The 15,525-nt window shown below is 66.0% G+C and carries 5 protein-coding genes; all 5 read left to right on the top strand.

Annotated elements, in window-relative coordinates; translation table 11 throughout:
• The first annotated feature begins 29 nt into the window (after window positions 1-29).
• The 5 genes from ACZ56E_RS25380 (at window position 30) to ACZ56E_RS25360 (ending at window position 15,511) form a co-directional block, all read left to right on the top strand.
• Window positions 30-2,594: a NucA/NucB deoxyribonuclease domain-containing protein gene (locus tag ACZ56E_RS25380; protein WP_471217548.1), complete on the top strand. Its 2,565-nt coding sequence runs from the start codon at window positions 30-32 to the stop codon at window positions 2,592-2,594.
• 97 nt (window positions 2,595-2,691) lie between these two features.
• On the top strand, window positions 2,692-3,264 hold the full coding sequence (locus ACZ56E_RS25375; protein WP_471217546.1) for an SMI1/KNR4 family protein: 573 nt from the start codon (window positions 2,692-2,694) through the stop codon (window positions 3,262-3,264).
• Window positions 3,265-3,645: 381 nt separating this feature from the next.
• Window positions 3,646-6,603 (top strand): helicase-related protein, encoded by a 2,958-nt coding sequence (locus ACZ56E_RS25370; RefSeq protein ID WP_471217544.1) that lies wholly within the window; start codon window positions 3,646-3,648, stop codon window positions 6,601-6,603.
• Window positions 6,597-10,445, top strand: coding sequence for an Eco57I restriction-modification methylase domain-containing protein (locus tag ACZ56E_RS25365; RefSeq protein WP_471217541.1), 3,849 nt, complete (start codon window positions 6,597-6,599; stop codon window positions 10,443-10,445). The genes ACZ56E_RS25370 and ACZ56E_RS25365 overlap by 7 nt, the downstream gene beginning before the upstream one ends.
• Before the next feature lie 134 nt (window positions 10,446-10,579).
• The gene (locus tag ACZ56E_RS25360) at window positions 10,580-15,511 is read left to right on the top strand and encodes a DEAD/DEAH box helicase (protein ID WP_471217539.1); all 4,932 of its coding nucleotides are present in this window, start codon (window positions 10,580-10,582) and stop codon (window positions 15,509-15,511) included.
• The last annotated feature ends 14 nt before the right edge of the window (window positions 15,512-15,525 follow it).

Here is a 15,525-nt window from a genome sequence, read left to right as displayed (position 1 = left end):
CGTTCTTAGGCACCGTCCTCGCCCTTGCCATGCTTCTCGGCATCGGCGTCCTAACGGGAGCAGCAGCCCCCTCGGAAAGGGATGACGTTCGCTACTCCTACGAGTTCAACCCTGGAAAACAGAGGCCGAAAGAGCCGATGACGCCCGAGCGGCGCAAGACTATCTCGCGGTATGCGTACCGCAACCTTCCCAGCTACGAAGAACGCCAACGCCAACTCGGCCGCCAGCCGCGATTATCGGCGCCCAGTATGGATACGTGCCGCAACGCCCCAGATGCCGACCGAGAGGGCGGCGTGATCATCGACCGCTCCACCTGGTGCATGGTCGTCAAAGACGCTGAAGTGAAGGTCATCAGGTGCACACCGAACCCGCCGGTCTGCACGACGGTCGGACGCATCCAGTTCCGGGTTTCGGTGATGGGCCTAGGGCGTACAGGGCCTAGGGAGACCGATCGCAAAACAGACCTGTGGATACAGGTCGATAACTTTCGCCCCAGCGGAGAAAGGCCCCCGTGGGACGCAAAGCTCAAGTTCGAAGGGGCGAACTGCGATGTGAAAACGCCGGGCGGCCCTCCGTGCAACGTCAGAAATGACGGGCGGAACGACACGTTAAGGGACTGGTCGCAGCCGCCGTCAGACGACTGGGTCAGCTTCTACTCCCCGGAGGGCAGCCTCAACGGTGACAAGGTCGCAAACTATACCTTCGGCCTTGAGGGGACGGTCGACTATGGATCAGGGCACGAGCCTGAACACCACACCTGGAAGGGGGGGCCGTTCCGCTGTGACTCGGCCACCTACGTCGGCGCCACACACGGATGTGTCTTCGACGATGACGATCCGGTGACGTACCGGTTCGACTCGCGGCCTGGGTGGGTAGAGCAGACCGACCATGTGTGGAAGGCGCAGAACACCCCGAATAAGACGCAGCCGTCTTCGACATACACGAAGGTGATCCCTGGATCGCCGCAGAGCAAGAAGCCGCTGACACGGCGCTACAACAAGAGGGACAACGACGCCAACAGAGACAGATCTGTGCTTCAGTGCAAAAAGCACTTCGGGGAGAATTACGCGAAGGCGTTGCCCTACGACCGCGATTGCGATGAATACCCATACGCCTCCACCTACGAAGGCTCAGCAACGGGCGTCGACGGCATCGACCCTAATGACGGATACCGACACTTCTCCGTCAAGCCGATCAGGTCCACACACAACCAAGCCGCTGGTAATGACCTGACAGTCAAGTTCTACCAGACGAACCGAATGCTGGACGGCGACAGATTTTACGTCCACCTGGTCACGCCGTCGGGAGGGGATTATAAAGGGCCTGACAGGCCGTCTGGTGCCGCAGCACCGGTGACCTACCACCAGTGCTCCTCGGCACCAGTTGTGGAAGCCAAGCAGGCCAAGCCGAAGGCTTATCCGGAGGATCTGTTCAACAAGTACGCCGCGACCACTCGTGACGGCTGGACCGGAGGCGACTCGACGTACAGTGTCACCCTGCCTGACGGTCGCCGCCTGTGGCTGTTCTCCGATACCTTCCTCGGCCCTTTGAACGACAACGGCACACGGCCTACCAGCGCGCCGCTGATCAACAGCACGTTCGTGTCCCAGGTCGGGGACAACCTGACCACCATCACCGGCGCCGGCAAGAAGGCGATCATGCCGCCTTCGACGGAGAAACACTGGTACTGGCTGGGCGACGGCCTCGTCAGCACCATCGGCGGGAAGCAGCGGCTCCAGGTCATCTTCCACGAGTGGCACAAGTTCGGGTCCGGCGACTGGGACTTCAAGATCAAGCAGTCACTCGTGGCCACTTTCGACTTGGCCGACCTCACCCAGCCCGCATCGATGCAGCCCCTCCCGTCGGAGGCGGGTGTCCAGTGGGGGTCAGCCGTCATGTCCGCCGAGCAGAGCGGCGACGGGTACACGTACATCTACGGCACCGATGACGCGCCCATCAACAAGGGCATGAGGATTGCCCGCGTCAAGGGAACCGACATCTCCGACCCTGACAAGTGGCAGTACCTCAACTCCGGCAGAAGCCAGTGGATGTACGGCGAGACCGAGGGCGACAACGCCCTGATCGGCGTGGCCAACGAATACAGCGTCACGCCACACAAGGGCAACTACGTCCTCATCAGCCAGGACAGCACAGAAGCCTTCAGCGGGAAGGTCCGCCTGTGGTCCGGCTGCGACCCTTACGGGGTCTTCGGCTCCTGGGAAGGCCACGACGTGGTGTACCGAATGCCCGAGCCCGGACCGTACGGTGACTGCACGGAGGGCGAGGAGGACGGCAGGTGCTTCGCGTACAACGCGCACGTACACCCGTCACTGGCCAGCGGCGGCCGCTGGATCATGTCCTACAACGTGAACAACTTCGACAACAATGTCACCCCCGCTGGGGCTCACTACCGCGACCCCACCATCTACCGGCCACGCTTCGTGTCCTTCACCTTGGAGAGCTCCACCGTCAAACGAAAGGACGCGAAGCTCACCTACTCGATGCCACCACGGCCATCGTCTGTGCCGTGTCGGCCAGACCGTCGGCCGCGGGCCGGAGTGTTCACAATGACACCCGGAAAGACCTGCCCGTAGCACATAATCGCTGAATCAAGTGCGGTGCTTGTCCTGCCCTCAGGCGGGACAGGCACCGCACTTCGACCTGCTCGGCATAGGAGCGAGGGGTAGCCGCATGTCGGTTGAGGAGTCCTGGGAAAAGATTGAGAGCTGGATAGCTCAGCACGCTCCGCAGGGGCCTGCGTTGCCGGGCCCCTGCACCTACGAAGACATAGAACGCCTGCACGAACGCCTCGCGGTGAGGCTGCCTGAGGACGTCGAGCGCTCACTGCTACGGCATGACGGCTCCGGCCTCACCGAGATTTTGCCGCCGGGGTACACGCTCCTCGGCATCGAGGACATCCTCAAGAACCGTGCGATCTGGTTGAAATACGCGACGCCCAACGACGCGAACCTGGCAGAAGAGGACAAGCGCTTCCTCGTTCCCATCGCGGCGTTGAGCGTCACTCAGATCGTGGTCGATACCAGGACAAGCAGGCTCGGCTGGTGGGACATCGAGAACGGCTACTCTCCACACGCGGAGCTTCCCGAAGAGTCCCTGTCTGGGGCCCTTGAGTTCGTCGGGAACCTGCTGGCCTCGCCGCCTCCATGGATCGCGACGCTGCCAGGCGACGAGGAGTGGGAGGTCACCGACAGGCATCCGGATTTCCCCGGTAGACTCATATGGACCGAAGAGCCCCTGGACTGATGCTCAAGCGGTCTCACCCGGAGGGTATGGCCCAGCGACATGTTTCTGCCGTCCTCCCGCTACTTTGCCTGACAGGTGGATCACATTAAGCCGTGGTCTCAGTTCCGGTCTCATTCACATAAGTCCGAGACCGTTCAGAAGCCCCACCACCCCCAGTTCCACTGCAGGTCAGGACACTCCCGTACCCTCAAGAACGGTCGGGCGAAGACTTGGAAGGCGTACTGGAGGTCATGCCACAGCGGACGGCCCGCGCTGGCGTCCGGACGGCTCGCCTCGCCCACCCCGGGCATGCGGCTGCACGCAGCTGGATTAGGCCGCAGCCCCGCCCGGGCCCCGGTAGCCTTCCTGGTGCTGATCAGCAGGTAGGGAGACTCCACAATCATGTACGAACGCGGGATGCGGGTCCGGCTCCGAGACCGTTTGTGGGAGGTCGAAGGGGTCCGCGGCGCCGGCAGCGAGGCATTCCTCGACTTGCGCCGTGCTGACGAGCGTCCCGGCCCGCGGCGCCTGACGGTGTTGCCGAGCCAGGAGCCGACGCTCCGCCCAGAGGCGGCGACCCGATTGCGCTTCGAGCCCGGCAATCCGATCCGACTCAACGAGCTCCATGACGCCCTCGCACTCACCATGGCTCACGGCCGCGGAGACCTGCTGGCGGTCGAGCATGGCCGGATCGACGTCGAGCCCTATCAGCTCGTTCCCGTCCTGGTAGCCATGCGCCAACCGCGCGTCCGCCTACTCGTCGCGGATGACGTTGGTCTGGGGAAGACCATCGAGGCTGGCCTGGTACTGATGGAGCTGGCACGCCGTGGGCGTGCCGACCGTGTCCTGATCGCCTGCCCGGCCGGTCTGCAGGATCAGTGGGTCGAGGAGATGCGGTTCCGTTTCAATCTCGACTTCACCAAGGTCGACAGCAAGAAGTGGCTGGAGGTCCGCCGGGACAACCCCACCACGGTCAGCCCGTGGACCGCAGTGCCCTACGCGGTGTCGTCCATCGACTACCTGAAGAACAACCTCACCGCGATCCAGAGCGCTCCCCCCTTCGACGTAGTGATCATGGATGAGGCGCACCACGTAGCCCGCGCGTACGCCGGGGAAGGACGCTCCAGCGCCACCGACCGCAGCCGCCTGGCCCGTGCCCTGGCCGACCACAGCCGGGAGATGCTGCTGCTGTCGGCCACACCGCACAACGGCTACCAGGAGTCCTTCGCCAGCCTGCTTCAGCTCCTCTCCCCGCACCTGGCCGCCGACGACGGTCGGCTGGACCCCGACCTGGTCCAGCCGTATATCGTGCGCCGCCTCAAGGACGACGTCACCCGCGGTGAGCCGCCGCAGCCGATCAGCCGCCGCCTACCGCCCCAGCCCATCCAGGTGCGGCCGACCAGCCGGGAGAAGGAGATCCACCAGCGGCTGCGCGGGCACAGCAAGCGCGTCCTGCACGCCCTGCGTAACACCGACTCCTACTACGTCCAGGCATTCGCTTTGGAAGTGCTGCGCAAGCGGGCCCTGTCCAGCCCGTACGCGCTGCTGCAGAGTCTGCGTCGCCGGGCGGAGAACCTCGGCATCCCGCCCGTTGAGCACACCGGTCGGCACCGCATGGACGTGCTGCAGCAGTACCGCGGAGACACCGCACTGCCCGAGGAGGACCTGCGGGCCGCCGAGGAACTCGCGCTGGAGGGCGTGGCCGCCCACCTCCCCGAAGATGACCTGCGCGAGGAACAGCGCCTGGTCAGCAAGCTCCTGGAACAGGTCGAATCCCTCAGCCCGGGCGATGACAGCAAGCTCACCCGCCTGCAGGGCTGGCTGGAGGGTTTCCGGGCAGGGCGGCGCGGCGAGCGCGTCATCCTGTTCACCGAGTACCGCGACACCCTGGACTATCTGGAGAAGAATCTGGGTCACGGCCCCCTGCTGCGGATCGACGGCACCATCCCGCTGGCCAAGCGCCGAGATGTGCTGGAGCGTTTCTCCCGCACCCCGGGGGCGATCCTGCTGGCCACCGACGCGGCCGGCGAGGGTTTGAACCTGCAGGATGCCTGCCATGTGGTGGTCCACTACGAACTGCCCTGGAATCCCAACCGGCTGGAGCAGCGCAACGGCCGCGTCGACCGCTACGGCCAGGAGCACGTCGTCGAGATCAGCTACCTCTACCTGGCAGAGACCCGCGACGAGGAGATCCTCCAGCGGCTGCGCGACAAGCTCTCCACCATCACCAAACAGCTCGGTTCCAGCAGTGACGTCCTGGGAGTGGCGGGCCGCAGCGATGTTATCGACGGCCTTCTCGAAGACGCCTCGACCCAGGATCTAGAGGAACGCTTGGAGCGCGCGGTCCAGCAGGTCCGCGACTACCTCGAGCGCAGCGGCGCCCTCGTCCTGATGCAGAGCATGCAGAACGAGAAGCAGGTCGAGGACGAAACCGTGGCCGCCCGGGAGCAGGCCGGCTGGCTGCTGCCGGACTTCGAGGAGTTCCGGCAACTGGTGACCTCCGTGGTCCGCCAGTGCGCCGGCCAGGTCACCGGCAACGGCGACATCGTGACCATCGAGCCGGGACCGCTCCTCAAGCAATACCCCCTCGTGCCCCAAGAGGCTTTTCAAGCCACATTCAGCCGTTCCGTCGCCCTGGAGCCGGAACACCGCGGAATCGCCTTCCTCACCCCCGCCCACCCCCTGGTACGGGCGGTCCTCCAGCGCGTCCGTACCCGCCTGTACGACGACCGCGACGGGGGTCGTGTCGCAGTCCGCCCTGCCGCCGAGGGCGGCAGTGGCTGGCTGTTCACCTACGTGGGCCGCATCACCTCCGACGACAACCGTGTCCTGGAAGAGCCCCTGGTCCCCGTCTTCGTCCCGCGCACGGACGCCGGTGCCCCGGCTGCCCCCAGCCAGGACGCATCCGCCGACCTGCGCCGACTGCGACAGCGCCCCGCCCCCACCGGCAGCCTCGACCCGGTCGAGAAAGCCCGCCGGGAACTGTCCGCCGGATTCGAGGCCGCCGTCCTGGCCGGGCAGCAGGAAGCCTCCCGCCGCATCGCCGAACGAGCCGACGAACTACGAGAACAATTGACCACCGAATCCCAACGCCTCCACGCCGACCTGGACCGCTGGCACGCCGCCGAACTCGCCGAAGCCGAACGGCGCTTCGCCACCGGAGCCGGTGACACCATCCAGCTCGGTCTCTTCGCCGACACCGGACACGGCGCCTTCCACACCGTGGACGAAGCCCGCGCCGCCGTCGACGCCGAATTCGACCGACGCCGCAAGGCGCTCAGCCGAGGCTTCCAGGTCGCCGAGGTCACACCCGGCGAACCGGTGGGCTGCATCGTGTGCGTCGAGGTGCCCGCATGCTGAACATCACCGTCGCCGGCACCACCCTGTCGACCTACTACCTCTCCGACCCCGCCCTCTTCCTCCGCGAACAGCGCGATCGCATCGGGGCCGAGGACGCCACAGATGGCATCCGCCACGCCAAGCGCGAACTGCGCCGCCTGGTCGCCGACATCGACGAGACCAGCACCACCGGTGATACGCGCAAGCGCATGCTCAGCTGGCTCTCCTGCTTCGGCTGGACCTTTCCCGGCAGCCTCCCTGCCATAGAGGAACCTGTCCTCGGCCGCACACACGACACGGATCATGAGTCTGCGCTCGGGGACCTCGTCTCTGTGCTCATCACCCCACCTGGTCAGCACCTGGACGCCTCCCCCACCGGACGCCGGACGGGCAAGCTGCGGCCCCAGCGCCAGGCCGAAGTGTGCGCCCGCGAGCACCGGCTCCCCGCCGTCCTGCTCAGCAACGGCACCGAACTACGAGTGATCCGGCGCGACCCGGGGCTCGGCGGCGAAGCCAGTTACCTCTCGGTCGATCTGACCGGCCTGGCCGAACTCGGCGATGACCACGAGTGGCAGGTTTTGTGGGCCCTGCTGCGCCCCGAAGCGTTCACCCCCGATGACTCGGGTGAAATCCTGTGGAAGCGCGTCGAGGACGCCAGCTCGGATGCCGCTACTGCCGTCAGTGAGAACCTCTCCGGTGGTGTCCGCACCGCCATCAGTGCCATCGCCAACGGCGCCCTGCACCACTGGCGACAGCACGACAAGTCAATCCCTGAGCCCCGTCCCCTCTTCGCAGACGCCCTGAAGATCGCCTACCGACTTCTGTTCGTCGCGTACGCCGAAGACCGCGGTCTCCTACCCATCGGCACACCCTCGTACGACCGCGGATACTCGCTGCGAGCCCTCCGAAAGGACATCCTCACCGCCGACGCAGCCTGGGAACCCGACGGCGGCTTCCTCTGGAGCTCTCTGCGTGCCCAATGGGCACTGTTGCGCGACGGCATCGATGCCGGCGAACTCCAGATCACAGGCTTCAACGGCGGCCTCTTCGACCCAGCCAAATGCCAACTGCTTGACCACCCAAGCCTGACCGTCGGCGACACGTTCGTCCGAGACGCCATCGACGCTCTCTCCTGGACCGAAGCAGAACACAGCAAGAGCAAAGCCTCGATCGGGCGTCGAGCGGTCAACTACCGCGAACTCGGCGTCGAGCAGCTCGGCAGCATCTACGAGGGCCTGCTCTCCTTCGAACCTCAAATCGCCGACACCCCGAAAGTTCTCGCCCGCATCGGCCGTGGCCAGTCCGCCTTGGTCCAAGTGCTCGACGCCGACCGGCTGCCCGCGAACGCGGAATGCCTCGAGCCCTACGACACCGGGAGCTTCTACCTCTTTGAGGCCAGCGGCCAGCGCAAGGGCTCCGGCTCCTATTACACCGCACGCCCCCTCGCACACTTCGTCGTCGGCGAAACCCTACGTCCCCTCGTCCAAGACGCCACTCCCGAGGACATCCTGAACCTGCGCATCTGCGACCCCGCGATGGGCTCCGGAGCCTTCCTCGTGCCCGCCGTCCACCAACTGACCGAGGCATACGGCGAAGCCCTGGCCCGGGCCGGCGAGGTACTCGACCACAAACTCGACGATGCCGAGCGCGCCGAATACCGCCGCCTGATCGTCGAGCGCTGCATCTACGGTGTTGACCTCAACCCCATGGCCGTAGAACTGGCCAAGGTCTCCCTCTGGTTGACCACAGCAGCAGCAGGCAAACCCCTCTCTTTCCTCGACGCCCACCTACGCTGTGGCAACGCCGTAGTCGGCGCCGAGTTCGACAGTTGGGCAGGAGTACCAGCCCCGGCGCAAGGAGGCCGAAACCAACGAGCCGCCGTGGGTACCAGCGAGTTGCAGGAGTCTCTCTTCGAAGCTGACGAACCGGACCTCGCCGCACTAGTACGCGTGCGGCGGTCACTGGCTGGCGCTCCATCGGATGATCGCCTCCAGGTCCGAGCCAAGGAACAGCGTTTCGCGCGACTTCTCGGCAGTGATGATTTCAAAAGGCTCCGGGCACTTGGCGACTGGTGGGTCGCCCCATTTTTCTATACAGAGGAACTCAAGGCTAACAGCGGTCAATGGCTTTCCGTTCATAGCAGCATCAAGCAGGGCGAGACGCTCCGAAAGGACCTGGAAGAGATTCCCGATGCGATCAGGTCCTACTACCGCCCGTTTCACTGGGAGGTAGAATTCCCTGAAGTCTTCTTCAATGAAAAGGGAGAGCGACGGGGGGACGCCGGCTTCGACATTATGCTCGGCAACCCGCCATGGGAAGGAATCACCTTCAAGGCCGCCGAGTTTTACGGCCGCTTCGACCCGTCCTACGTACTACTCAAAAAGAAGGCCGAAAAACTAGCGCGGCAAGCCGAACTCGACCAGCGCCCGGACGTGGCTGCGGCGCGCGCAGATTCCGACCATACCCTTTCCGGAGTAAAGGACTTTATTAAGCGATCCGATACCTATCGCATGCTCTACGCCCACGGCACCACATTCAACTATTATCGGACCTTCCTGGAGCGAGAGCTTTCCCTTCTCGCGCCAGGAGGGCGGCTCGGCGTGGTCATCGATTCTGGCGTGATCTCGGATGCCGCTACTGCCGAACATCGTCGCGAGCTACTTGACCGCTGCTCCGTTGAGCACTTCGTGCTATGCGATAACACAAACAAGATCTTCCCCATCGACAGCCGAGAGCAGTTCCTTCTCCTTGTCGTTGGCGCCGGAGGCTCGACGGACCCGCTCCCGTTCACAAGCGGCGTTTCATTGCTTGACCACCTTCTCGACCTCGAGGCTCGAACTCTTCCCATTTCCCGCGCCACGATCGACGCCTTGGCCCCCGAAACTCTGGCCATCCCCGATACGCGGGACCCCGCCTTGCTCGACGTACTCACCACGCTCTACTCGGGCCACCCCTACCTGTTGCAGAAGATGCCTGATGGCGGCTGGGAGATCGACTGGGGGCGTGAGCTAGACCTTCACGATGACCGCCGGATCCTGTCCGCCGATGGCACCGGTATGCCATTGCGAGAAGGCAAGCATATCCACCAATACGTCCACGATTTCGCTCCTCCCACGTATTACCTGAAGGAGGAAGTCGGAGAGGCAGCTCTGGTCGCTCGCGCGCGGAAACGCGCCAAGAAGAAGGACGCCCGTTCGCTGGCCCGCCCACGCGGGGAGCACTGCCTACTCGATCCCGGTCCCCGCACTGGCGTCCTTGAGCTTCCGTCAAATCATTACCGCCCTTGTTTCCGCGAGACCGCGCGAGGCAGTGATGAGCGCACGCTTATTGCGACCGTTCTGCCACCAGGGACCGTCGTTACACACGCTCTGCACTACTTTTATCGCTCCAGTTGGGACGCCGCAGCAAATGGCTACCGGACAGTTCTCAGCGCACCGGCAATGATCTACGTAGTAGCACTGATGAACAGCATGACGCTGGACTTCATTGTCCGCCGCAAGGCCAGCGCGCATGTCACGAAGTCGATCATGGCCACACTGCCTATCGCTGATGTCCCCCTCGATAAAGGTCCCGGGGCGGAGGTCGTGAACATCTCAGCACGGCTCACCTGCCGTACGCCAGAGTTCGATGAATTGGCCGAGGTGCTCGGAGTGGAATGCGCCCCTCTTTCCAAAGACGAGGAGTACAACCTCCGGGCGGAACTCGATGCTCGGGTAGCCCGTCTCTACGGGTTGTCGGCAGCGCAGCTGGAGCTGATCTTGGCCGACTTCCGGCAGAGTGCCGACACGGAGGGGAGCCCGGTGCGGCCTGGCGAGGAGTACAAGCAGCTTGTTCGGGAGCACTTCGCGCGCCTGGCTGGCTGATCTTCGCCGTCGGTGCAAACGGCGTTGTCGGTGCCCCGCACTACGCTCCATGTTCGAGTGCTACGTGGGCCTCTCCTAGCGGGGGCCCACGTACGCACCCAAGTGATCAACGACGGGCGTAGGAGGAGCACGGGATGAACCCGCTGGAGCTGGCCGACCGGTTGCGTGAGGACTACCGGCGGTTCACCTGGACCACCTACCCGATTGCCGATCCCGGCCTGCGCTCCCGTCTGGAGCGGATGGTCGATGAGGACTCCCTGCTGTGGAACGGTCCTTATCTGTCCGTGCAGCCGCGCTACCAACTGGACGCGACGCTCACCGAGCTCGCTGCCAGCGTCGGCCTGCCGACGGAGATCACCGGGGCGTTCCCGCGGGTGGAGCGGTTGTTCACCCACCAGGTCACGGCGATCACTCGGATCCGCCAGGGCCAGAACACCCTGGTGGCCACGGGTACCGGCTCGGGTAAGACCGAGTCCTTCCTGGTCCCGGTCATCGCGCATGCTTTCGACAACCGGCACCGGCCCGGCGTGAAGGCAATCGCCCTGTATCCGATGAATGCGTTGGTCAACGACCAGGAGGACCGCGTCAAGGCCGCCTGCGAGAAGCTCGGCCTGACCTATGGCGTGTACACGGGGGCCACTCCGCAGCACGAGCGGACGCGGATGCAGGAGACGCCGCCGGACATCCTGCTCACCAACTACTCCATGCTGGAGTACATCCTCACGCGCCGGGATGACCGGGAGCTGTTCCGCAACGGCGTGCTGCGCCATCTGATCCTGGACGAGATCCACACCTACCAGGGGGCGCTGGGAACCGAGATCGCCGGCCTGGTGCGCCGCCTGCGCGGCCACGTCGATGACGACGGCCTAGTGTGCGTGGGGCTGTCCGCGACCGTGAGCGCCGGGGGCGACCATGACGTGGACCTGCAGCGCACTGCGGAGTTCGCCAGCAGCCTGTTCGCCGCTCCGTTCGACGTGGACGCCATCGTCGAAGAGACGGCCATCCCGCAGCCGGAACCGGATCACAGCGCGATCGGGCCGGCCCCCGACCGTGAGCTGCTGCGTCGCGCCCTCGCCGACGGCGGGGACACCCAGCGTCTGCGGGCCGTGCTGGGTGACCCGCAGGCCAGCCCGGTGCTGGACCTGTTGCGCGCACACCTGGCACACCCCAGCACTGTCGACGAGCTCGTGGACACTCTGGCGGGCCTTCCGCAGCGTGCCGGCGCCGACCGGGATGCCTTGGAGGACGAGGTCGCCGGATGGCTGCTGTTGGGCGCCGACACCCACACCGCGGCGGGCCCGCCCGTCCTGGAGGCCAAGGTCCATCTGTTCCTGCGCAGCCTACCCACGCCCGTGCGCTGTGTCGGGGAGGCCGAGCACCTGCTGCTGGACGGCGCGACCACCTGCACCCGTATGGACTGCGGCGCGCAGGCCACCACGTCTTTGGGCGTATGTCTGGGCTGTGGCCAGGACTACGACCTGGAACGCGACGATCCCCACGGCCCGGTCACCCGGTATGTCGCCCGCCGCCTGACGGCCGAGGAGCCCCTGGAGGTGCCGCGGACGGGCAGCAGGAACTGGTACCCGGCGCGCCGGTGCACGCGCTGCGGGAAGGACGCCAACGGCTCGACCTGCCTGGGCTGCGGCACCGCCACCCGCGAGGTTTCCGTCGCAGTTCCCGAGCCCGACCGTCCGCTGACGCGCTGCCCGGTCTGCGGCTACCTGCGCTCGCACGGCGCCGTGCAGGAATTCACCGCGCGCACTGCCGCGGCCGTCACTGCCGCGGCGTTCAGCCTGCATACCGGGCTGGCGGCGCAGAGCGATGACGAGATGTTGCGCCGCCTTCTGATCTTCGCGGACTCTCGGCAGGACACCGCCTTCCAGGCCGGCTACCTGCGCGACCGGGCCCGCGCCGTGCAGGTGCGCCACCTCATCGTGGACAGCATCACCGACCGTGTGCGTGCTGGGGAGCCCGCCGCGAGTTTCAACAGCCTCGTCGAGGACGTCTTTCGGCGCGGTCAGGAATCCGGGCTCTACGACGATCCGGCGGGCAAGGACGCCCGTCGGCGCGCCTTGCGCGTGTGTGAATGGGACCTGCTGGGCGAGCTTGCCAGCGATGAGCGGCGCCCTCCGACCCTGGAACGCCTGGGCCTGATCACGATCGGCTACCCGGGTCTGGAGGCCCTCAGCGACGAGGCGCTCAAGCCGATCACCGACATCCTCGGCGGGGACGCGGCGGCGGCCCGGTGGCTGCTGGCGCGCATGCTCGACCTGGTCCGCACCCGTGGCGGGCTCGGCCACGATCTGCTCAACAAGCGCTTGGACGCGAAGACGGAAGCCGAGCTCACCGAAGCCGGCGCCACCATGGGCATGGGCCACTCCGTCACCGGCTACGGGGAGACCACCGTCACGGTAGCCGGAGCGAACCCGTTGGCCTTGAGCTACCGGGGCGCCGCCGCCCGCCTGGTGAAGACCGCGTTTCCGCTGGTGACCAACTCCGATGCCCGCGAGCGCGGCGTGCGCAAGGCCGTGGACCTGCTGGCCGAGCATGACCTTCTGGCCAGCACCCAGGTCGGCACCGGCAAGTCCCGCATCCAGCTGCGCCAGGTCCCGCCCCAGAGCATGGAGGTGCGGCCTGCCTCCGAGACGATGTACCGGTGCGGCGCGTGCCGCGCCGTACAACCCGGCCCCTCACCGCAGAACAAGTGCGCCACCTTCAACTGCAAAGGCACCATGGCGCCCTGGCAGGGCGATCCTGACGACCACGAGCGGCTGCTGGCCGCCAGCGACGCCCCCCTCGTCGTCAAGGCCGAGGAACACTCCGGCCAGGTACCGCTGGAGAAACGGGAAGACATAGAGGAACGGTTCAAGGACGGCGACCTCAACCTGCTGGTGTGCACGATGACGCTGGAACTGGGCGTGGACCTCGGCCAGCTCCTCGCCGTCATCTTGCGCAACGTGCCGCCGCGCCCGAGTAACTACGCCCAGCGCGCCGGCCGCGCCGGCCGCCGCGAGGAGCGGGTCGCGCTGATCGTCACCTTCGCCGGCGGCATGCCGCACGACAGCTACTACTACGCCCGTCCCGTGGAGATGATCCGCGGTGCCATCCGCCCGCCGGCCTTCCTTCTGGACAATCAGCGCGTCCTACAGCGCCACGCCCGCGCCATGGCCCTTGAACTGTGTGGCCAGAACCTTCCCCAGTGGATGCGCGGCCTGGTCACCGAAGACGCCGACGGACAGCTGCAGGGCATCGACGAGGTCAAGACCGCCCTCGCTGAGGGGCGGGATCGCATCTCGGCCCGGATCCATGCGGCCTTCCGCTTCGGCCTGGCTCCGGACGACCTTCCCTGGCTCACCGAAGATTGGGCCCGCATGGTGGTCGACAACTGGATCACGGACCTCGATGAGGCCGTCGGGTCCTACCGTCTCCGGCAAAAGAGCCTGTTGGAGGAATGGGCCCAGGCGACGAGCAAGCCGGGCAACAAGGAAGCCTCCCGCGCCGTCAGCAGCATCAGCGCCAGCCTGGAAGCCATGCGCAGCGGTGACCGTATCCGCGCTTATGTGCTCTCTTATCTCAGCAGCGTCGGGTTCCTGCCTTCCTACGCCTTCCCCACCGACACCACCACGCTCTCCCTTCAGCGTGAGACGGCCGAACTGTCCCAGGACTCTGTCCAGGCGCTCAAGGACTACGCCCCCGGCCAGCTCGTCTACGCCCGCGGCGACAAGTGGCTCGTCGACCAAGTCGACTTTCGCCGTGCCAATCTCGTCAACGCCGACGGCGTCGGCGCGCTGGACTCCATCAACCTGTGCAACCGCTGCGACACCGTCAACGACTCCACCAGCGCGCACTGCCTGTCCTGCGACAGCGACGACATGACTCCCCAGCACAGCGTCCCAATGCGGGCCATGCGCGCTTCACGCCGTCAGCGGATCTCGGCCGACGAAGAACACCGCGCCCGTTCCCCCTTCGAGGTCACCCATCACCTCGGCGCCCCCAACACCTCGGAGACATACCTGTTCGAGCGCGACGGACTCGTGCTGCAGTGGGAGCGCGGCGCAGAGCTGACCATCCTCAACCGCGGCCGCATCGCCCGGAACCAGCCCAACAGCGAGCGGTTCATCGTGTGCACCAGCTGCGGCCTGTGGTTCGACGCGATCCCCGGCCCTGACCCCACTCGCGCCCAGCGGGACCGCCAGAAGTTCCACGACTCAATCTGTACCAACCACCAGCTCGTCCCCAGCATTCTGCAGGTCGAACGGCGCGTGGACAGCCTGCAGGTCCTCCCCGACCTGGAAGCGCTGGACATCCGCCCGGACAACCTGGAGGAATTCCTCGCCAGCACCCGCGCCGCCCTCGACCTGGGCTGCCGCGTCATCCTCCAGGCCGGCGACGACGAAGTGGCCGGCTTCGACTGGCCCCGCCCCGACCCGGAAAGCGAAGACGCCACCTTCCGTCTCGCCGTCCTGTACGAAGAGGTCCCCGGCGGCGCCGGCTACCTGCGTCAGCTCGCCGCCCGGTTCGGCGAAGTCGCCGCCGCCCTCGTCCCGGTCCTCGACGACTGCTCTTGCGAGCGCTCCTGCTACGCCTGCCTGCGCTCCTACGGAAACCAGCTCGAAGAAGACCTGCTCGACCGCCGCATCGCCGCCAACTTCCTGCGCCGCTTCGTCAACGCGCCGGACGTCGACGGACGCCGGGTGCCCAGTTACGCCGACGCCTTCCACGGCCGCCCCCGCTCCGCCATCGAACGACGCCTCGCCATCGCACTGATGACGGCCGGAGTCCCCCGCGGTGTGGCCCAGTATTCATGGGGTGACCGTGGATCCACCGACGGCACGCCCCGCCCGGTCACCATCGCCGACTTCGCCTGGCCGGATCAGAAGGTCGCCGTCTTCTGCGATGGCTGGAAGCACCACCACAACGCTGAACGCCAGGCATCCGACAAGGCCAAGCGCGACGCCATGCGCGCCCAGGGCTGGACTGTCCTGTCTTTTTGGGGCGGTCAAATCGTCCGCAACGCCGAACAGTGCGCGCAGAAGGTCTTGGAGCACCTGGCTGCCGAAGCCTGACCGGGCCAACTGCT

This window comes from Streptomyces sp. NPDC039480 (genome assembly GCF_055597165.1).
This window is presented reverse-complemented; position numbering and strand designations above follow the sequence as displayed.

Coding starts and splice junctions, on each gene's coding strand:
- ACZ56E_RS25370 (WP_471217544.1), top strand. CDS start 3,646: ATGTACGAACGCGGGATGCGGGTCCGGCTCCGAGACCGTTTGTGGGAG.
- ACZ56E_RS25365 (WP_471217541.1), top strand. CDS start 6,597: ATGCTGAACATCACCGTCGCCGGCACCACCCTGTCGACCTACTACCTC.
- ACZ56E_RS25360 (WP_471217539.1), top strand. CDS start 10,580: ATGAACCCGCTGGAGCTGGCCGACCGGTTGCGTGAGGACTACCGGCGG.
- ACZ56E_RS25380 (WP_471217548.1), top strand. CDS start 30: ATGCTTCTCGGCATCGGCGTCCTAACGGGAGCAGCAGCCCCCTCGGAA.
- ACZ56E_RS25375 (WP_471217546.1), top strand. CDS start 2,692: ATGTCGGTTGAGGAGTCCTGGGAAAAGATTGAGAGCTGGATAGCTCAG.